The organism is Methylobacterium crusticola, from assembly GCF_003574465.1.
In the GTDB taxonomy this organism is placed as follows: domain Bacteria; phylum Pseudomonadota; class Alphaproteobacteria; order Rhizobiales; family Beijerinckiaceae; genus Methylobacterium; species Methylobacterium crusticola.
This window is the reverse complement of the sequence record NZ_QOWC01000165.1, coordinates 1-19,127: the sequence shown is the minus strand read 5'-3', so window position 1 is coordinate 19,127 and position 19,127 is coordinate 1. Positions and strand designations below refer to the sequence as shown.

The following is a 19,127-nucleotide window of genomic DNA, read 5'->3' as shown; positions in this document are numbered from 1 at the left end:
GAGGGCGCCGGGGCCCGCCTCGCCGGCGCTCACGCCCGCGCCCGGCCGGCCCGGGCCCGGCCCGCCCGCGCCCCGCGCGCCCGGATCCTGTTGATACCAGGGATGTTCCTGACGCGTTCCTCAATCATGCCCGATCCCATCAACCTTCCGTTTACCCCTCTCCTTAACACTGAGGACCATGGAGTTCGCGATGCGTTACCGGTCGATGGCCGGGGGGCGTGTCGCGAAGGTCACAACGCGTGAATGTGTCCAATGGCGGGAGCCGCTTAGGGGCGGTTGCGGCCGACGGGCGCGGGGGCGCGACGAGAGTGCCGGACCGGAACGGAACGCCAACGTCCAAGGGCTCGGCCACACGCGCTGAATCAAGACGCTTGCGGGACCGAAACAGGGTTTGTTAACCGTTACGGCATAGCGTCGCGATTCGGAAGTTACGGGCGTCCCCCACGGGCCGGTGGTGGACGGGCGGCGGGGGCTTGCCTTAACCCTTGAGGGCCGGGGCTTGGGGACCTGAGATGCGGGTACTTCTGATCGAGGACGACAGCGCGACAGCGCAGAGCATCGAGTTGATGCTCAAGTCCGAGAACTTCAACACCTACACGACCGATCTCGGCGAGGAGGGCGTCGATCTCGGCAAGCTGTACGACTACGACATCATCCTTCTGGACCTGAACCTGCCCGACATGTCGGGCTACGAGGTGCTGCGCTCCTTGCGCGTGGCGAAGGTCAAGACACCGATCCTGATCCTGTCCGGCATGGCCGGGATCGAGGACAAGGTGAAGGGCCTCGGGTTCGGTGCCGACGACTACCTCACCAAACCTTTCCACAAAGATGAACTGGTCGCGCGAATTCACGCGATCGTGCGGCGCTCGAAGGGCCACGCGCAGTCGGTGATCACCACCGGCGACCTGATCGTGAACCTCGACCAGAAGACCGTCGAGGTCACCGGTTCGCGGGTCCACCTCACCGGCAAGGAGTACCAGATGCTGGAGCTCCTCAGCCTGCGCAAGGGCACCACCCTGACGAAGGAGATGTTCCTCAACCACCTCTACGGCGGCATGGACGAGCCCGAGCTGAAGATCATCGACGTGTTCATCTGCAAGCTGCGCAAGAAGCTTGCCAACGCCAGCCAGGGCAAGAACTACATCGAGACGGTGTGGGGCCGCGGCTACGTGCTGCGCGAGCCCGCCGAGGACGAGGACCGCATCGCGGTCTGAGCGCGCCGCCGGAACGCCCGGGAGACCCGCGACGAACCCCGCCCCGGCGGGGTTTCTCGTGTCTCGCGGGGGCGGGGTCCCGGTGGCCGGCGCCCTTCGCGGGCGGGCGCCGTCCTCAGGCGTCGGCGGGCCCGCGGGCGGCGTCGTGGTAGGGGCGGTTCGGCCGCATGTCGACGGCCGAGGCCATGCGGTTCGACATGTTGAAGAAGCTCGCCACCGCGGCGATGTCCCAGAGGTCGCGCTCCGTGAAGCCGACGTCCCGCAGGACCTCCCGGTCCTCCTCCTCGATCGTCCAGGGCGCCTCGCTCAGGGCCACCGCGAAGTCCAGCATGGCGCGGTGGCGGGGCGACAGGGCGGCGGCGCGGTAGTTCATCGCCATCAGCTCCCCGAGCACCGGGTCGCCCGAGAGCTCCCGCACCGCGGCCCCGTGGGCCGTGAGGCAGTAGTAGCAGCGGTTCACGCTCGACACCGCCACGGCGATCATCTCGCGCTCGAGCTTCGAGAGCCCCGAGGGCGCCAGCATCAGGTCGTTGTAGAGCGCCGCGAACGCGTCGAGCTTGGCGCCGTCGTGGGCGTAGGCCAGGAGCACGTTGGGCACGAAGCCGATCTTCTCGCGGCACTTGTCGAGGTAGGCCCGCGTCTCGGGCGAGAGCTCGGCGCTCGGCGCGAGGTCGAGGGCCATCACGGCGCCGTCCGCCTCCTGGGGCGCCGGCGTCTCGCCGGCCTCGGGCCTGCGCGCCGCCCGTCCCTTCCCTCGCGTCCCCGTCATGTCCCGCCTCCCTGGCCGCCTGCCGCGCCGGTCCCGCGACGCTGCGCGAATCCGCCGTCGCGCACGAGCTATAGGACCTCGGGCCGGGCGCGGCGAGGCCAGGGTTGCGGGGCGCGGGGCTCTGTGCCACCGCTCTCGCACCAACCTCGGCGGAGGACACGGCCGTGGAACCCTCGACAGCGACCGCCACTCCCGAAGCCCGCGCCAGCCGGACGGACCTGATCGCCGCGGCCGCGGCGGCGGCGGAGGCGCGCCGGGGTCCGGGAGGCTTCGTGCGCGACCTGTTCGGCCGCGTTCCGCCGGAGGACCTCAACGCCTACGCGGCCGAGACGCTGGCCGACCTCGCCCTCGCGGCCCGCCAGCACCTCGCCGCCGCCCGGCCCGCCGCGACGGTCTCGGACATCCGCCTCCACGACGTGGTGATCGAGCACGACGGCCGCCGCCGCGACGTGACCGTGCTCGAGGCCGTCAACGCCAACCGGCCCTTCCTGCTCGAATCCACCCTGGCGGAGCTGGTCGGGCGCGGCGCCAGCCCGCACCTCGTCGCCCACCCGATCCTCGGCGTGGAGCGCGGGCCCGACGGCGCGCTCCTGCGGGTCGCGGGCGAGACCACGGCGAACGGGGCGGGCGACCTCACCCGCGAGAGCTTCATCCACGTCCACCTCGACCGCATCGACGACGAGGCCGCCCGCGCGGCCCTGGTCGAGAGCCTGACCCGGGTCTACGCCGACGTCGCGGTGGCGACCGACGACCACGACGCGATGCTGGGCCGCCTCGCCGACGTTGCGGCCGCCTACGGCGACACGCCCCCGCCCCTCCCGGCCGAGGAGACCGCCGAGGCCCGGGCGTTCCTCGACTGGCTGCGGGACGGGCACTTCATCGTGCTCGGGCTGCGGGAGTACCGCGCCGGCGCCGGCGCCGGGGACTACGAGGGGCTGCCCGGCAGCGGCCTCGGGCTCCTGCGCGACCCCGCCGTCGAGGTGCTGCGGCGCGGCCGCGCCATGGTGGCGATGACGCCGGAGATCCGCGCCTTCATGGAGCGGCCCGAGGCCCTGATCATCACGAAGGCGAGCCTGCGCTCGCGGGTGCGGCGCCGGACCCACCTCGACATGGTGGGCATCAAGCTGTTCTCGCCCGCCGGCAAGCTCGCCGGGGAGCTGCGCCTCGTCGGGCTGTTCACCGGCAGCACCTACACGAGCCGCGCCGAGGAGGTGCCCTACCTGCGCGGCAAGATCGCCGCCGTCGTGGCGCGGGCGGGGCTCGACCCGACGAGCCATGCCGGCCGCTCGCTCCTCACGGTGCTCGAGACCTACCCGCGCGACGACCTGTTCCAGATCGACCCCGACCTCCTGCTGCGCTTCGCCCTCGCCATCGTGTCGCTCGCCGACCGGCCGCGGGTCCGGGTCCTGGCGCGGCCCGACAAGTTCGGGCGCTTCGTCTCGCTCCTCGTCTACGTGCCGAAGGACCGCACCGACGCCGCCCTCCAGCACCGCGTCGGCGCCTACCTGGCCCAGGCGCTGGGCGGCAGCGTCTCGGCGATCTACCCGGACTACCCGGAAGGCCCCCTCGCCCGCATCCACGCCATCATCGCGACGCCCGACGAGACCCCCCACGCCCTCGACGCCGGCCGCCTGGAGGCGGACGTCACGGCCCTCGCCCGGACCTGGGGCGACACCCTGCGGGAGGCCCTCGCCGAGCGCCGCGGCGGGGATCGCGCCCGGGCGCTGGCGGCCGCCTACGGCGAGGCGTTCCCGGCGGGCTACCGCGAGTTCTACTCGGGCGAGCAGGCGCTGTCGGACATCGCCATCCTGGAGAAGCTGTCGGAGGCCCAGCCGCGGGCGGTCGACCTGATCCGCCGGCCCGGGGACCCCGACACGCGGACCGGCCTCAAGGTGTTCTCCCGGGGGGCGGCCCTGCCCCTCTCCGAGCGGGTGCCGGTGCTGGAGAACCTCGGGTTCCGGGTGATCGACGAGCGCTCCTACAGCATCCGGCCCGCCGGGGCGGGAGACGAGGTCTTCCTGCACGACATGCTGCTCGAGCGCGCCGCCGGCGGGCCCATCGCCATCGAGGCGGTCGAGGGGCCGGTGGAGGCCGCCCTCCTGGCGCTCGCCCGCGACCTCGCGGAGTCGGACGCCTACAACCGCCTGGTGCTGGAGGCCGGCCTCGGCTGGCGCGACGTCGCCCTGGTGCGGGCGCTCGGGCGCTACCTGCGCCAGCTGCGCATCCGCTACGGCCAGGACTACCTCGCCGCCACCCTGACCCGCCACGCCGGCCTGGCGACGCAGGTCGTCGCCCTGTTCTACGCCCGCTTCGACCCGCGGGCCGAGGACGGCCGGGCCGCGCGCCAGGAGGCCGTGCGGGCCGAGATCGAGGCCGGGTTGTCGGCGGTGACGAGCCTCGACGAGGACCGCATCCTGCGCCGCTTCGTCAACCTGGTGGAGGCGGCCCAGCGCACGAACTTCTTCCAGGTCGGCGCGAACGGGCTGCCGCCCGAGACCATCGCGTTCAAGTTCCGCTGCGCCAAGGTCGACGGCATGCCGCTGCCGCGGCCCCTGTTCGAGATCTTCGTCTACGCCCCCCGGGTCGAGGGCGTGCACCTGCGCTTCGGCTACATCGCCCGCGGGGGCCTGCGCTGGTCGGACCGGCCGGAGGATTTCCGCACCGAGATCCTCGGCCTCGTGAAGGCCCAGCAGGTCAAGAACGCCGTGATCGTGCCGGTCGGCGCCAAGGGCGGCTTCTTCCCCAAGCGCCTGCCGCCGCCCTCCGACCGCCAGGCCTGGCTCCAGGAGGGCACCGAGAGCTACCGGATCTTCATCCGCACCCTCCTGAGCATCACCGACAACATCGTCGACGGGGCGGTCCGGCCCCCGCCCGCCACCGTGCGGCACGACGAGGACGACGCCTACCTGGTGGTCGCCGCCGACAAGGGCACCGCCACCTTCTCGGACATCGCCAACGCCCTCTCGCTCGAGGCGCACCACTGGCTCGGCGACGCCTTCGCGTCCGGGGGCAGCCAGGGCTACGACCACAAGCAGATGGGCATCACCGCGAGGGGCGCCTGGGAGGCGGTGAAGCGCCACTTCCGCGAGGTCGACGTCGACATCCAGAGCGAGCCCGTGACGGTGGTGGGCGTCGGCGACATGTCGGGCGACGTCTTCGGCAACGGCATGCTGCTGTCGCGCAGCCTCAGGCTCGTGGCGGCCTTCGACCACCGCGACATCTTCCTCGACCCCGACCCGGATCCGGCGACGTCCTACGCCGAGCGCCGGCGCCTGTTCGACCTGCCGCGCTCGTCCTGGTCCGACTACGACCGCCGGGCGCTCTCGCCGGGCGGCGGCGTCTTCCCCCGCACGGCCAAGACCGTGCCGCTCTCGCCCCAGGTCCGCGCCCGCCTCGGGCTCGACCGGGCCGAGGCGACGCCCGCCGAGGTGATGCAGGCGATCCTGAGGGCGCAGGCGGACCTCCTCTGGTTCGGCGGCATCGGCACCTACGTGCGCGCCACCGCCGAGAGCGACGACGAGGCCGGCGACCGGGCCAACGACGCCATCCGGATCACCGGGGCGGAGCTGCGCGCCCGGGTCGTCGGCGAGGGCGCCAATCTCGGCCTGACCCAGCGCGGGCGCATCGAGGCCGCGCGCCGGGGCGTCCGCCTCAACACCGACGCCATCGACAACTCCGCCGGCGTCAACACCTCGGACGTCGAGGTCAACATCAAGATCGCCCTCACGACCCCGGAGCGCGACGGCCGCCTCAGCCCCGAGAGCCGCAACGCCCTCCTCTCCGGGATGACGGAATCCGTGGCCGACCTGGTCCTGCGCAACAACGCGCTCCAGACCCTGGCCCTGTCCCTCGCCGAGCGCGGGGCCGCGGCCGAGACCGGCTTCGCGATCCGCCTGATGCAGACGCTGGAGGCCGAGAACCGCCTCGCGCGCGCCGTCGAGTCCCTGCCCTCCGACGCGGCCCTGGGCGAGCGGGCGCAGGGCGGCGAGGGGCTGACGCGGCCCGAGCTCGCGGTGCTGCTCGCCTACGCCAAGCTCGCCCTGAAGGACACGCTCCTCGACAGCGCCGTGCCGGACGACCCCTACCTCGCCCGGGAGCTCGAGCGCTACTTCCCGCCGATCCTGGTGGCGCGCTTCCCCGACGCGGTGACGAGCCACCGCCTGCGCCGGGAGATCATCGCCACGAGCCTCGCCAACGCCATCGTCAACCGCGGCGGCCCGACCATCGTCAGCCGCCTCGCCGACGAGACCGGCGCGGAGGCGCCCGTGATCGCGGCCGCCTACGCGGTGACCCGCGACGCCTTCGGCCTGACCGAGCTGAACCGGGCGGTGGACGCCCTCGACGGCGCCGTCTCGGGCGGGCAGCAGCTCGCGCTCTACGCCGAGTTGCAGGAACTGCTGCGCCAGCGCATGGTCTGGTTCATCCGCAACGCCGACCTCGGGGCGACGCCCGGCGGCATCGAGGCCGTGGTGGCGCGCTACCGCGACGGGATCGCCGCCGTGGCGTCCGCGCTGCCCGCCGCGCTCCCGGCCGGCGCCGCCGAGGCCCTCGCCCGGCGCACCCGGACCCTCGCCGACCACGGCGTCCCGGAGGCGCTCGCCTCCCGGCTCGCCGCCCTCGGCGAGCTCGGCGCGGCCCCGGACATCGTGCAGGTGGCGGACGCCGCCGGCCGGGCCCCGGCGGCCGTCGCGGCGACGCACTTCGCCATCGCGGACCTGTTCCGCCTCAACGGCCTCGCGGCGGCGGCCCGGGCGGTGCCGGTGGCCGACACCTTCGACCGCATCGCCCTCGAGCGCGCCGTGGCGGGGATCGCCTCCGCCCACCGCGCGCTCACCGCCGAGGCGAGCGCGGCCGCGCGGAGCGGCGACCAGGGCCAGGCCGCCGTGGAGCGCTGGAGCGCCGAGCGCGGGGCGTCGCTCGCGCGCATCCGCACGGCGATCGCCGCCATCGCGGCCTCGGGCCTCACGGTCTCGAAGGTGTCGGTGGCCGCGAGCCTCCTCGGCGACCTGGCGCAGCGGTGAGCGGGGGACCGGCGTTCGACGCGGCCTTCCGCGACCGGCTCGCGGCGCTGGTCGCCTGGCGCCGGGACGTGCGGCGCTTCCGGACCGACCCGGTGCCCGAGGCGGCGCTGCGGGAGTGCCTCGCGCTGGCCTGCCTCAGCCCCTCGGTCGGCAACAGCCAGCCCTGGCGCTTCGTCCGGGTCGCGAGCCCGGCCCGGCGGCGGGCGGTGCTCGACAGCTTCTCCCGCTGCAACGGCGCGGCGTCCGCGCGCTACGCGGACGAGCGCGCCGCCGCCTACCGGCGCCTGAAGCTCGAGGGCCTGCGCGAGGCGCCGGTCCACCTCGCGGTCCTGTGCGACGAGGCGACGGAGGCCGGCCACGGCCTCGGCCGGGCCACCATGCCGGAGATGCTGCGCTACTCGGTGGTGACCGCGATCCACACCTTCTGGCTCGCCGCCCGGGCCCGCGGGATCGGCGTCGGCTGGGTCTCGATCCTCGACCCCGCCGAGACGATCGCCGCCCTCGCGGTGCCGGAGACCTGGCGGCTGATCGCCTACCTGTGCGTCGGCTACCCGGCCGAGGCGCACGACGACCCGGAGCTGGTGCGCCACGGCTGGCAGGCGCGGCTCGCGCCCGGGGCGCTGATCGTCGAGCGCTGATCGCCCCTTGACCGCGCCCCGGCGCTTCCCCCACACCGCCGCCAGCAAGGCGGCGTCCCCAATGTCCGGCATCCTGGTCATCGACAACTACGATTCCTTCACCTGGAACCTCGTGCACCTGATCGGCCCCCTGGCGCGCGCGATCGACGTCGTGCGCAACGACGCCGTCACGGTGGCGGAGATCCGCGCGCGGGCGCCGGACGCCCTGGTGCTGTCGCCGGGGCCGTGCACGCCGACGGAGGCCGGCATCTGCCTCGAGGTGGTCCGGGAGCTGAGCGGCGAGATCCCGATGCTCGGCGTCTGCCTCGGGCTCCAGGCGATCGGGCAGGCCTTCGGCGGCGACGTGGTGCGGGCGCCGGTCCCGATGCACGGCAAGGTCTCGACGGTGCGCCACCGCGCCGACGGGCTGTTTCGCGGCATCGAGGGGCCGTTCGAGGCCACCCGCTACCACTCGCTGATCGTCGAGCGCGCCACCTGCCCGGCCGACCTCGTGGTCACGGCGGAAGCGGACGGGCTGATCATGGCGCTCGAGCATGCCGGGCGGCCGGTGCACGGCGTGCAGTTCCACCCCGAGAGCATCCTGTCCCAGCACGGCGACCGGATCGTGCGCAACTTCCTCGACCTCGCGGCCGCCTGGAACGCGCGGGCCCGGGGTGACAAGCGGCGCCCGGCCGTGCATTGACGGGACCCCTTCCCTCCGGCTGCGCCGGCATCGGGCTCGACCTCGCCATGGACTCGTTCAAGCCCTACCTGGCGAAGGTCGCCACGGGCGCCGCTCTCACGCGCGACGAGGCCCGCCGCGCCTTCGACCACCTGCTCTCCGGCGAGGTCACGCACGCCCAGTCGGGGGCGTTCCTGATGGCGCTGCGGGTGCGGGGCGAGGCGGTGGACGAGATCGCCGGGGCGGCCGGCGCCCTGCGCGAGCGCATGACCCGGGTCGCGGCCCCCGAGGGGGCGATCGACATCGTGGGCACCGGCGGTGACCATTCGGGCAGCCACAACGTCTCGACCCTCGCGGCCATCGTCACGGCGGCCTGCGGGGTGCCGGTGGCCAAGCACGGCAACCGGGCGGCCTCGTCGCGCTCGGGCTCGGCCGACGTGCTGGCGGCGCTCGGGGTCAAGCTCGGCCTCACGCCGCAGGACCTCGCCCGCTGCCTGGGCGAGGCCGGCCTGTGCTTCATGTTCGCCCAGGCCCACCACGCCTCGATGCGCCACGTCGCGCCGGTGCGGGTCGAGCTCGGCACCCGCACCCTGTTCAACGTGCTGGGGCCGCTCTGCAACCCGGCCGGGGTCGGGGCGCAGCTGCTCGGCGTCTACGCGGCCTCCCTGGCCGAGCCGATGACGCGGGTGCTCTCCGACCTCGGCAGCCGCCGGGTCTGGACCGTGCACGGGTCGGACGGGCTCGACGAGATCACCACCACCGGGCCGACCGCCGTGGTCGCCCTGGAGAACGGCGCCATCCGGCGCTTCACCATCGACCCGCGGGAGGTCGGCCTCGGCCTCGCGGCGCCCGAGGACCTGCGCGGCGCCGACCCCGAGCACAATGCCGGCGCCCTGCGGGCCGTGCTCGACGGGGCCCGCACGCCCTACCGCGATATCGCGGTCCTGAATGCGGCCGCCGCCCTGGTTGTGGCCGAGCGCGCCGCTACCTTACGGGACGGCGTGGCCCGGGCCGAGCAGGCGATCGACACGGGAGCCGCCAGGGCCGTCCTGGAGCGCCTCGTCGTCGTCTCGAACGCCTGACCGGGTCCTCGTCCCGACCGCACGATCCTCAACGGAGGAGACGGCCATGCCCGATACGCAAGTGAAGCGCCCGCCTCCGGCGGAGGACGAGGCTCGCCCGCAGCCGGCCGACGTGCTGGCGCATATCGAGGCCTACAAGCGCCGCGAGATCGCGGAGGCCAAGCTGCGGGTGCCCCTCGCCGAGCTCGAGCGGCGCGTCGCCCGGGCGGACCCGCCCCGGGGCTTCGCCGACGCCCTCGCGGCCGAGATCGCGGCGGGCCGGTTCGGGCTGATCGCCGAGATCAAGAAGGCGTCGCCCTCGAAGGGCCTGATCCGCGAGGATTTCGACCCGCCGGCCCTCGCCCGCGCCTACCAGGAGGGCGGCGCCGCCTGCCTGTCGGTGCTCACCGACGCGCCGTCGTTCCGGGGCCGGCCCGAGTACCTCGCCGCCGCCCGGGCCGCCTGCACCCTCCCGGTCCTGCGCAAGGACTTCCTGTTCGAGCCCTACCAGGTGCTGGAGGCCCGGACCTGGGGGGCCGACTGCATCCTCGTCATCATGGCGAGCCTCGACGACGAGGAGGCCGCCGACCTCGTCGAGACCGCGCACGACCTCGGCATGGACGTGCTGGTCGAGGTGCACGACGAGGCCGAGATGCGGCGCGCGCTCCCCCTGGGCACCCGCCTCATCGGCGTCAACAACCGCGACCTGCGCACCTTCCGGGTCTCCCTCGACACCGCCGTCCGGCTGAGCCCGATGGTGCCGGCCGGCCGCATCCTGGTGGGCGAGAGCGGCATCGGCGGGCACGAAGACGCGCAGCGCCTGGCAGGGGCCGGGATCCGCGCGCTCCTCGTGGGCGAGAGCCTGATGCGGGAGGCCGACGTCGCGGGCGCGACCCGGCGCCTGCTCACCGGCGCCTGACCGCGCCGCCCGGCGGTGCCGGGGGCCTTCACCTGCGTCCGACCGCGATGCTGCCGCCGGGCATGACCACGAAGCGGATGCCGGCGCCGCGCAGGGCCGCGACCGCGGCGTGGCGCGAGCGCGCGGCCGCGGCCTCCGCGTTCTCCTCCAGGCGGCGCACCGTCGAGAGGGACAGGCCGGCGGCCGCGGCCAGCTCGATCATCGACCAGTCGAGCAGGGCGCGGGCGGCCCGCAGGTGACGGCCCTCGACGGCCTGCTCCAGGCCCTCGCGGACGCGGTCCGGGATCGCCGCGCCGTCGGCCCCGGCGGCAGGTTGCGCGACGGCGCACCACTCCACGATGGCCCCGTGAAGATCCCGGATCGGAACGCTGACGGACGTGAAGCGACTTCGCTCTCCGCCGGCCAGCAGCAGCGTCGAGGTGGCGATCGAGATGCGGCCGGCGATCTTCGCGGTCATCCGCTCGTCCCGCTGGAATTCGCGCTCCTCCACGACGATCACCTGGAACGCATCCTCCTTGAGTTCGGCACCCGGTATGCCGGTCAGCACGGTGAGTTCCCCCGGCTGCGCGGTGAACGACGACTCCATGACCTCCGAGGTGATCGAGACCGTGAACCTGCGGGTCCGTTCGAAGAGCTCCCACCGGCGCTGCCGCTCGGCGGCCTGGGCCCGCGCCAGCAGGCCGCGGTCGGTGATGTCGAGGAGGACCCCGGCGGCCCGCTGCGGGCGCCCGTCCGGCGCGACCCCGACCCTGCCGCGGCTCACCACGACGCGCAGCGACCCGTCCGGACGGATCACCCGGACGGTGTGCTCGCGCAAAGCGCCCTCCTGCATCACCTGGAGGGCCGTCTCGAGGCCGGGCCGGTCCTCCGGATGGACGAAGGTGCGCAAGCCCCCGTAGCTCGGCCGGACGTCCCCCGGCCCGATGCCGAGGAGCCGGTAGAGGCCCTCGGACCAGACGTGCCGGTCGGTGGCGAAGGTCCAGCCCCAGGTGCCGGCGAGCCCGTGGCGCTCGATCAGCCGCAGGAACTCGCGCGACGAGAAGGCGAGGTTCGCCGCGTTCACGCCCGTGGCTTCCCGCAGGCCGGGCGCGGGCGCGCGTGAGGGTGGGCGACGGGAGGCATGACGAAGACCCCGGCGGAACGGCTCTCCGGCGCGCCGGCCTCCACGCCGTCGCAGGTCCGGATCGCGCGCCGCGCTGGTCGAAGCAATAACATGGTCCGACACCGAACTTAACATTCAGCAAGATCGGGACCTGGCGGCGGTTGCCCTCACGCCCGAGCGGGGGGAATCCAGCACGCCGCGTCGCATCGTCGCGCGGCCGCGACGCGACGGCGCCCATTCCCGGCGATCCCACTCACCTGCGCGCCCTGCACAATTTTCAGGCACGTTGGTCCCGCGGCCGCGGCGGGAGGGCGCCGGCCCGCCTCGCGCCCCCGCGCAGGCGCGCGCCTGGGGCGTGCCGCCGCGTTCTCACCGGTCCGGCCTTCCGGGCGGCGGCTGGCAGGCCTCTTGCAGTCGGCGAGTCCCAACAACCACGAACGGGGAAGTCTTCGATGTCGCTGCACAACCGCGTCCCGCTGGCCGGGACCGCACTCGCGCTGGCGCTGACGCTCACCGGGCCGGCCTGCGCGCAGGGCGTGCTGCGCATCGGCATGACCGCCTCGGACGTCCCCCTCACCACGGGTCAGGCCGACAACGGCGGCGAGGGCATGCGGTTCATGGGCTACACGGCCTACGACGCGCTCATCAACTGGGACCTCAGCCGCGCCGACCGCGCCTCGGAGCTCGCGCCGGGCCTCGCCTCCTCCTGGAAGGTCGATCCCGCCGACCGGACCCGCTGGATCTTCACCTTGAGGCCGGGCGTGACCTTCCACGACGGCTCGGCCTTCGACGCCGGCGCCGTGGTCTGGAACCTCGACAAGATCCTGAAGCAGGACAGCCCGCAATTCGACCCGCGCCAGTCGGCGCAGGGCCGCGTGCGCATCCCCACGGTGACCGGCTACAAGGCCCTCGACCCGATGACGGTCGAGATCACCACGAAGACGCCGGACGCGACCTTCCCCTACCAGATCTGCTGGATCATGATGTCGTCTCCCGCCAACTGGGAGAAGCAGGGCCGGAGCTGGGACGCGGTCGCCCGGGCGCCCTCCGGCACCGGGCCCTGGAAGATCAGCGGCTTCGTGCCGCGCGAGCGCGCCGAGCTCGTGCCGAACCCGGCCTACTGGGACAAGGCGCGGGTGCCGAAGCTCGACAAGCTGGTGCTGGTGCCCCTGCCCGAGGCCAATGCCCGCGTGGCCGCCCTGCGCTCCGGCCAGGTCGACTGGATCGAGGCCCCGGCCCCCGACGCGGTGCCCTCCCTCAAGGCCGCGGGCTTCTCCCTCGTCACCAACCTCTACCCCCACAACTGGACCTGGCACCTGTCGCGGGCCGAGGGCTCGCCCTGGAACGACATCCGGGTGCGCAAGGCCGCGAACCTCGCCATCGACCGGGACGGCCTGAAGGAGTTCCTGGGCGGCCTGGCGACCTCCGCCGAGGGCTTCCTGACGCCCGGCCACCCCTGGTTCGGCAAGCCGGGCTTCAAGCTCTCCTACGACCCCGAGGCCGCCAAGGCGCTCCTGAAGGAGGCGGGCTACGGGCCCTCGAAGCCGGTCGCCACCAAGATCCTGATCTCGGCCTCCGGCTCCGGGCAGATGCAGCCCCTGCCCATGAACGAGTTCCTCCAGCAGAACCTCGCCGAGGTCGGCATCAAGGTCGACTACGAGGTCGTGGAGTGGAACACGCTCATCAACATCTGGCGCGCCGGTTCCAAGTCCGACAGTGCCCGCGGCGGCACCGCGATGAACTACTCCTACCTGATCCAGGACCCGTTCACCGCTTTCATCCGCCACGCCCAGTGCAGCCTGCAGCCGCCGAACGGCACGAACTGGGGCTACTACTGCGATCCGCAGATGGACAAGCTGTTCGACGAGGTCCGCACGACCTTCGAGCCGAAGGACCAGGTCGGCGTGCTCCGGAAGATCCACGAGAAGTTCGTCGACGACGCGCTCTTCCTGATGGTGACGCACGACGTCAACCCGCGGGCGATGAGCACGAAGGTGCGGGGCTTCGTCCAGGCCCAGAGCTGGTTCCAGGACTTCTCGCCGATCACCATGGCGAAGTGAGCAGGCCCGGCCCTCCCCCGTCCCCGCCCGCGGGGGCGGGCCTGCCCGATGCCCCCCGCCCGCGGGGGTCGGGCCTCTCCGATGCGGCGAGCGCGCGGTTGCCATGATCCTCTTCATCCTCAAGCGCATCGGCTACGCGGCCCCGGTCGCCCTCGGCGTGACCGTGGTGTGCTTCCTGCTCGTGCACCTCGCGCCCGGGGACCCGCTCAGCGCCATCCTGCCGGTGGACGCCACGGCCGAGATGCAGGCGCAGATGCGTTCCGCCTACGGGTTCGACAAGCCGCTGCCGGTTCAGTACGGCCTGTGGCTCTGGAAGGTGCTGCACGGCGACCTCGGCACCTCGATCGCCACCGGGCGCCCGGTCCTGTCCGAGGTCTCGCGGGCCGTCAGCAACAGCCTGATCCTGGCCGCGGTGGCGACCCTGATCGGCTTCACCTTCGGGACCTTCTTCGGCTTCGTCGCCGGCTACGCCCGGGATTCCTGGCTCGACCGCGTCGCCTCCGCCATCGCGGTGTTCGGGGTCAGCGTCCCGCACTACTGGCTCGGCATCGTCATGGTGATCGTGTTCTCGGCCACCCTCGGCTGGCTGCCGCCCACGGGGGCCGGGCCGCAGGGCTCGGGCAACTGGTGGCCGGACCCCGAGCACCTGCGCTACCTCGTGCTGCCGGCCGTCACCATGTCGGTGATCCCCATGGGGGTGATCTCGCGCACCGTGCGGGCCCTCGTGGGGGACATCCTGAACCAGGACTTCGTGCAGGCCCTGCGCGCCAAGGGCCTGTCGGAGTTCGGCGTCTTCCGCCACGTGGTCAAGAACGCGGCGCCCACCGCCATCGCCATCATGGGGCTGCAGCTCGGCTACCTGCTCGGCGGCTCGATCCTGATCGAGACCGTGTTCGCCTGGCCGGGCACCGGGTTCCTGCTCAACGCGGCGATCTTCCAGCGCGACCTGCCGCTCCTCCAGGGCACGATCCTGGTGCTGGCGATGTTCTTCGTCACCCTCAACCTCCTGGTCGACGTGGTGCAGACCGCCCTCGACCCCCGCATCGAGAGGGCCTGAAGCCATGACGGCGCCGACCACCCTCGCGTCCGTCGATCCCGCCGGGGGCGCCGCGACGGCGATCGAGACGGCCGAGCTCCCGATCCAGGGCTCGCGGGGCTACTGGGGCAGCGTGCTGCGCCGGCTCTCCCGCGACCCCGTCGCCATGGCGGCGGCCCTGGTGATCCTGTGCATCGTGCTGGCGGCGATCTTCGCGCCGCTCATCGCCCCCATGGACCCGTTCAAGGGCGCGATGGCGCGGCGGCTGCGCCACGTCGGCGACGCCACCTACTGGCTCGGCTCCGACGAGCTCGGCCGCGACATGCTGAGCCGGCTGCTCTACGCCGGCCGCCTGTCGCTGTTCATGGGCGTGCTGCCCGTGGTGATCGCGTTCTTCATCGGGTCGGGCCTCGGCATCGTGGCGGGCTACGCCGGCGGCTGGGTCAACACGCTGATCATGCGGATCATCGACGTGTTCTTCGCCTTCCCGTCGGTGCTCCTCGCCATCGCGCTCTCGGGCGCGCTCGGGGCCGGCATCCTCAACTCCATCGTGTCGCTGACCGTGGTGTTCGTGCCCCAGATCACGCGCGTCGCCGAGAGCGTCACGGTGCAGATCCGCAACCGCGACTACGTCGAGGCGGCCCGGGTCTCGGGCGCCCATCCCTTCGCGGTCGTGCGCGTGCAGGTCCTCGGCAACGTGCTCGGCCCGGTCTTCGTCTACGCCACCAGCCTGATCTCGGTCTCGATGATCCTGGCCTCGGGCCTGTCGTTCCTCGGCCTCGGCGTGAAGCCGCCGGAGCCCGAATGGGGCCTGATGCTCAACACCCTGCGCACCGCGATCTACGTCAACCCATGGGTCGCGGCCCTGCCCGGGGTGATGATCTTCATGACCTCGATCTCCTTCAACCTCGTGTCGGACGGGCTGCGCTCGGCCATGGAGGTGCGCCAATGAGCGGCACGGCAGAGCCCACCCGGGGGGCGGCGCCCCCCGCGGGCGGCACCGATCCCCGGGACCGCGGCGGCCCGGCCCAGCCCCTGCTGGCCGTCGACGGCCTCGTGAAGCACTTCGCCTCGAAGGGCGGCCTGTTCGGCAAGGGCCCGGTGGTGCGCGCCGTCGACGGGGTCGACTTCGCCATCGCCAAGGGCGAGACCCTCGGCGTCGTCGGCGAGTCGGGCTGCGGCAAGTCCACCACCGCCCGCCTCCTGATGCAGATCAACCGGCCCGACCGGGGCGACATCGTGTTCGACGGCGAGCTCCTGGGCTCCCGCGCCCTCGACCTGAAATCCTACCGGCGCCAGGTCCAGATGGTGTTCCAGGACTCGTACGCCTCCCTCAACCCGCGCCTCACCGTCGAGGAATCGGTGGCGTTCGGCCCCCGCGCCCACGGCCTGTCGGGGAGCGCCGCCCTCGCCCGCGCCCACGACCTCCTGCGCCGGGTCGGCCTCGAGCCGCGCCGCTTCGGCGGGCGCTACCCCCACGAGATCTCGGGCGGCCAGCGCCAGCGGGTCAACATCGCCCGCGCCCTCGCCCTCGAGCCGCGGCTGCTGATCCTCGACGAGGCCGTCTCGGCCCTCGACAAGTCGGTCGAGGCGCAGGTGCTCAACCTGCTCGCCGACCTGAAGCGCGAGTTCGGGCTGACCTACATGTTCATCTCGCACGATCTCAACGTCGTGCGCTTCATGTCCGACCGCGTCATGGTGATGTATCTCGGGCGCATCGCCGAGATCGGGCCGGCCGACGCCATCCTGGCCGCGCCCCGGCACCCCTACACGGCGGCGCTGCTCGCCTCGCAGCCCTCGACCGATCCCGACGCCCGCCTCGACGAGGCGCCGCTCACGGGCGATCCGCCGAACCCCATCAACCCGCCCCCCGGGTGCCGCTTCCACACCCGCTGCAGGTTCGCCGCGGAGGTCTGCCGCACCCGCGAGCCCGCCCTCGACCCGGTGGCGCCGGCCCACTTCGCCGCCTGCCACATGGCGGTGCCAGGCTCCGGCCACCCCGACGCCCCCCAGCTTCCCATGGCGGCCTGAGCATGAACGCACCCCTGCGCAAGGCCGAGGCAGCCCCCGGGCTCGACGAGGCCCTGGTCGAGGTCCGCAACCTCACGGTGGATTTCCTCGGCGGCCGCAAGCCGGTGCGGGCGGTGGGCGGCGTCGACTTCGACCTGCGGGCCGGCGACGCCCTGGCGCTCCTCGGCGAATCCGGCTCGGGCAAGAGCGTGACCTTGCGGGCGCTGATGCGCCTCCTGCCGGAGGCGCGCACCCGCATCGGCGGCCAATTGCGGGTCGACGGCCACGACGTGCTGGGTCTCGGCCGCCGGGCGCTCGCGGCCTATCGGGGCGGCACCGTGGCGATGATCTTCCAGGACCCGGGCCTCGCCCTCGACCCGGTCTACCGCATCGGCGACCAGATCGCCGAGGCGGTGGTGCGCCACGAGGGCGTCTCGCACGCCAAGGGCCGGGCCCGGGCCCTCGAGCTGTTCGAGCGGGTCCACATCCCCTCCCCGGCCCGCCGGCTCGACGCCTTCCCGCACGAGATGTCGGGCGGCATGCGCCAGCGCGCCATGATCGCGCTCGCGCTGGCGTGCCGGCCGAAGCTCCTCCTCGCCGACGAGCCGACGACGGCCCTCGACGCCACGGTGCAGATCCAGATCCTTCTGCTCCTGCGCGAGCTGCAGCGCGACCTCGGCCTCGCGGTGATCTTCGTCACCCACGACGTCGGCGTGGCGGTGCAGGTCGCCGACCGGGTGGCGGTGATGTACGGCGGCCACCTCGTCGAGGTCGGCTCCAGCGGCGAGGTCATCGGCGCCCCGGCCCATCCCTACACACGCGGCCTCCTGGCCTCGCGCATCACGCCCGAATCCCCGAAGGGGATCCGCCTCGCCACCATCCCGGGCTCGCCGCCGGACCTCTCGGACCCGCCCCCGGGCTGCCCGTTCGAGCCCCGCTGCGCCCTCGCGATCCCGGGCTGCCGCGACGGCCTGCCGACCCGGGTCCCGGTGGCGCCGGGCCACGCCGCCCGCTGCATCCGCATCGGCGAGGCGGCGTAGGCCGGGCGGCCGGCTCGCCATGCCGCGTTGCGCCCCGCGGGCGCGGCGGCTAACGAGTCCCCGGCCCATCCCGGGCCGCGAAGGATGGGACGCCCGGTGAGCAAGGCCTGGCCGAAGGCACGCGGGGACGCCAGGTCGGCGTCCGCCCCCTGGACCGAGATCGTGCTCGTCTGCGCCAAGTGCGCCAAGCGCCAGGGCGTCGGCGCCAAGGCGGTCCGGAGCGGCCTCAAGCGCGAGCTGAAGCGGGCCCGGCCCGGCCGCAAGGTCCGGGTCGTCGAGAGCGGCTGCCTCGGCCTGTGCCCGAAGCGCAGCCTGACCCTCGCCACGGCCGAGTCCCTGCGCGACGGGCGCCTGCTGGTGTTCGCCCCCTCGGCCGAACCCGACGCGATCGTGCGGGCCTTGCTGCCCGAGCGGGCCCTGCTGCCCGAGCGGGCCCTGCTGCCCGAGCGGCAGCCGCTGGCCGGCGCCCCGGCCCGCCCGCGATGAGGATCGCCGCGCCGCCCCGGCCCCGGGGCCTCGGCCGCACGCTCCTGCGGCGCGTCCCCCTGATCGGGGCCGCGGCCGGCATCGTCCTCGCCCTCTGGCTCGTCGCCGCCAACGACGTCGGGGCGGTGGCGGACGCCTTCGGCCGCGTCGGCATCCTGGGCATCGCGGCGGTCGTCCTGGTGCGCCTCGGGATCATCGCCCTGTGCGGCGTCGCCTGGGCCCTGACGCTCGGCGGCCTGACCCGGCTCGGCCTCGGGCCGTTCGTGCTGCTGCGCTTCGTGCGCGAGGGCGTCAACGTGCTGCTCCCCGTGGCCTCGGTCGGCGGCGAGGTGCTGGGGGCGCGGCTCCTCACGTTCTGGGGCGTCGCCGGGGGCCTGACGGCGGCCGGCATCCTGGTCGACATGTTCTTCCAGGTCGTGACCCAGGCCCTGTTCGCCCTCGCGGGCGTGCTGCTCCTGATGCAGGTCGAGGGCGAGCAGGCCGCCCGCCTGGCGGACTGGTGCACGAAGGGCCTGGTGCTGAGCGCCGTCCTGCTCGCGGCCTTCTTCGCGGTGCAGCGCTTCGGCGGCGCCGGCTTCATCGAGCGCCGGATCGTCGCCCTCGGCCGGCGCTTCGCCGGCGAGGGCGGGGCGGCACCCGAGCCCGGCCTCAGCGTCCAGGCGGCGCTCGACGCGATCTGGGACCGCCGCCGCTGGCTCGCGCTCGCGCAGGGGTTCCTGCTCCACCTCGCGGCCTGGTTCATCGGGGCCCTGGAGATCTGGATCGCCCTCCGCTGCATCGGGATCCAGGACGTGACGCTGGCCGAGGCGGTGGTGCTCGAATCCCTGAGCCAGGCCATCAAGTCCGCCGCCTTCCCGGTCCCGAGCGGGCTCGGCGTGCAGGAGGGCGGCTTCGTGCTCCTCGGCGCGCTGTTCGGGATCGACGCCCACACGGCGCTCGCCCTGTCCCTGGTCAAGCGCGTGCCGGACGTGGTGCTGGGCCTGCCCTCGCTGCTCGCCTGGCAGGCGATCGAGGCCCGCCGCGGCCTCGTCGCCGCGGGCGCGCCGCCGGGCCCCTGAGCGGGGGCGCCGCCGGACCCGCGCGCCGGGCCGGCCCGCCGCCTCAGGCCGG

15 protein-coding genes are annotated in these 19,127 nt (G+C 73.7%); 13 read left to right on the top strand and 2 right to left on the bottom strand.

Features of this window, described 5'->3' with window-relative positions; all coding sequences use genetic code 11:
* Nucleotides 1-512 precede the first annotated feature (512 nt).
* Nucleotides 513-1,214: a response regulator transcription factor CtrA gene (gene ctrA, locus DT057_RS27985; RefSeq protein WP_128565365.1), complete on the top strand. Its 702-nt coding sequence runs from the start codon at nucleotides 513-515 to the stop codon at nucleotides 1,212-1,214.
* A gap of 115 nt (nucleotides 1,215-1,329) precedes the next feature.
* On the opposite strand, the gene DT057_RS27980 is transcribed toward ctrA, so the two are convergent.
* A complete protein-coding gene (locus tag DT057_RS27980) occupies nucleotides 1,330-1,983 on the bottom strand; it encodes a peroxidase-related enzyme (RefSeq protein WP_128565364.1) in 654 nt (217 codons plus the stop codon).
* Between the two features lie 164 nt (nucleotides 1,984-2,147).
* Between DT057_RS27980 and DT057_RS27975 the strand changes: the two genes are divergently transcribed.
* The 5 genes from DT057_RS27975 (at nucleotide 2,148) to trpC (ending at nucleotide 10,283) form a co-directional block, all read left to right on the top strand.
* Nucleotides 2,148-7,004 carry an NAD-glutamate dehydrogenase gene (locus tag DT057_RS27975; RefSeq protein ID WP_128565363.1) on the top strand — a complete coding sequence of 1,619 codons (4,857 nt, stop codon included), beginning with the start codon at nucleotides 2,148-2,150 and terminating at the stop codon, nucleotides 7,002-7,004.
* Nucleotides 7,001-7,642: a 5,6-dimethylbenzimidazole synthase gene (gene bluB / locus DT057_RS36960; RefSeq protein WP_128565362.1), complete on the top strand. Its 642-nt coding sequence runs from the start codon at nucleotides 7,001-7,003 to the stop codon at nucleotides 7,640-7,642. Before DT057_RS27975 ends, bluB begins: the two co-directional genes overlap by 4 nt.
* 61 nt (nucleotides 7,643-7,703) lie before the next feature.
* The gene (locus DT057_RS27965; protein WP_128565367.1) at nucleotides 7,704-8,324 is read left to right on the top strand and encodes an anthranilate synthase component II; all 621 of its coding nucleotides are present in this window, start codon (nucleotides 7,704-7,706) and stop codon (nucleotides 8,322-8,324) included.
* Nucleotides 8,325-8,371: 47 nt separating this feature from the next.
* Entirely contained in the window at nucleotides 8,372-9,385 is a 1,014-nt protein-coding gene (trpD, locus tag DT057_RS27960) for an anthranilate phosphoribosyltransferase (protein WP_128565366.1), read from the top strand.
* 46 nt (nucleotides 9,386-9,431) lie between these two features.
* Nucleotides 9,432-10,283 (top strand): indole-3-glycerol phosphate synthase TrpC, encoded by an 852-nt coding sequence (trpC, locus tag DT057_RS27955; RefSeq protein WP_128565361.1) that lies wholly within the window; start codon nucleotides 9,432-9,434, stop codon nucleotides 10,281-10,283.
* Nucleotides 10,284-10,311: 28 nt separating this feature from the next.
* On the opposite strand, the gene DT057_RS27950 is transcribed toward trpC, so the two are convergent.
* A complete protein-coding gene (locus DT057_RS27950) occupies nucleotides 10,312-11,346 on the bottom strand; it encodes a PAS domain-containing protein (RefSeq protein ID WP_162501531.1) in 1,035 nt (344 codons plus the stop codon).
* 491 nt (nucleotides 11,347-11,837) lie between these two features.
* On the opposite strand from DT057_RS27950, the gene DT057_RS27945 reads away from it, so the two are divergent.
* The 7 genes from DT057_RS27945 (at nucleotide 11,838) to DT057_RS27915 (ending at nucleotide 19,075) form a co-directional block, all read left to right on the top strand.
* Nucleotides 11,838-13,445, top strand: coding sequence for an ABC transporter substrate-binding protein (locus tag DT057_RS27945; RefSeq protein ID WP_128565359.1), 1,608 nt, complete (start codon nucleotides 11,838-11,840; stop codon nucleotides 13,443-13,445).
* 103 nt (nucleotides 13,446-13,548) lie between these two features.
* Complete coding sequence (locus DT057_RS27940) at nucleotides 13,549-14,502, top strand: ABC transporter permease (protein ID WP_128565358.1); 954 nt, start codon at nucleotides 13,549-13,551, stop codon at nucleotides 14,500-14,502.
* 4 nt (nucleotides 14,503-14,506) lie between these two features.
* Nucleotides 14,507-15,433 carry an ABC transporter permease gene (locus tag DT057_RS27935; protein ID WP_128565357.1) on the top strand — a complete coding sequence of 309 codons (927 nt, stop codon included), beginning with the start codon at nucleotides 14,507-14,509 and terminating at the stop codon, nucleotides 15,431-15,433.
* On the top strand, nucleotides 15,430-16,512 hold the full coding sequence (locus DT057_RS27930; RefSeq protein ID WP_128565356.1) for an ABC transporter ATP-binding protein: 1,083 nt from the start codon (nucleotides 15,430-15,432) through the stop codon (nucleotides 16,510-16,512). Before DT057_RS27935 ends, DT057_RS27930 begins: the two co-directional genes overlap by 4 nt.
* Before the next feature lie 2 nt (nucleotides 16,513-16,514).
* Nucleotides 16,515-17,531 carry an ABC transporter ATP-binding protein gene (locus tag DT057_RS27925; RefSeq protein ID WP_128565355.1) on the top strand — a complete coding sequence of 339 codons (1,017 nt, stop codon included), beginning with the start codon at nucleotides 16,515-16,517 and terminating at the stop codon, nucleotides 17,529-17,531.
* 96 nt (nucleotides 17,532-17,627) lie between these two features.
* A complete protein-coding gene (locus tag DT057_RS27920) occupies nucleotides 17,628-18,017 on the top strand; it encodes a (2Fe-2S) ferredoxin domain-containing protein (protein ID WP_238313491.1) in 390 nt (129 codons plus the stop codon).
* Nucleotides 18,014-19,075: a lysylphosphatidylglycerol synthase domain-containing protein gene (locus tag DT057_RS27915; RefSeq protein WP_128565354.1), complete on the top strand. Its 1,062-nt coding sequence runs from the start codon at nucleotides 18,014-18,016 to the stop codon at nucleotides 19,073-19,075. The genes DT057_RS27920 and DT057_RS27915 overlap by 4 nt, the downstream gene beginning before the upstream one ends.
* Nucleotides 19,076-19,127: the final 52 nt, after the last annotated feature.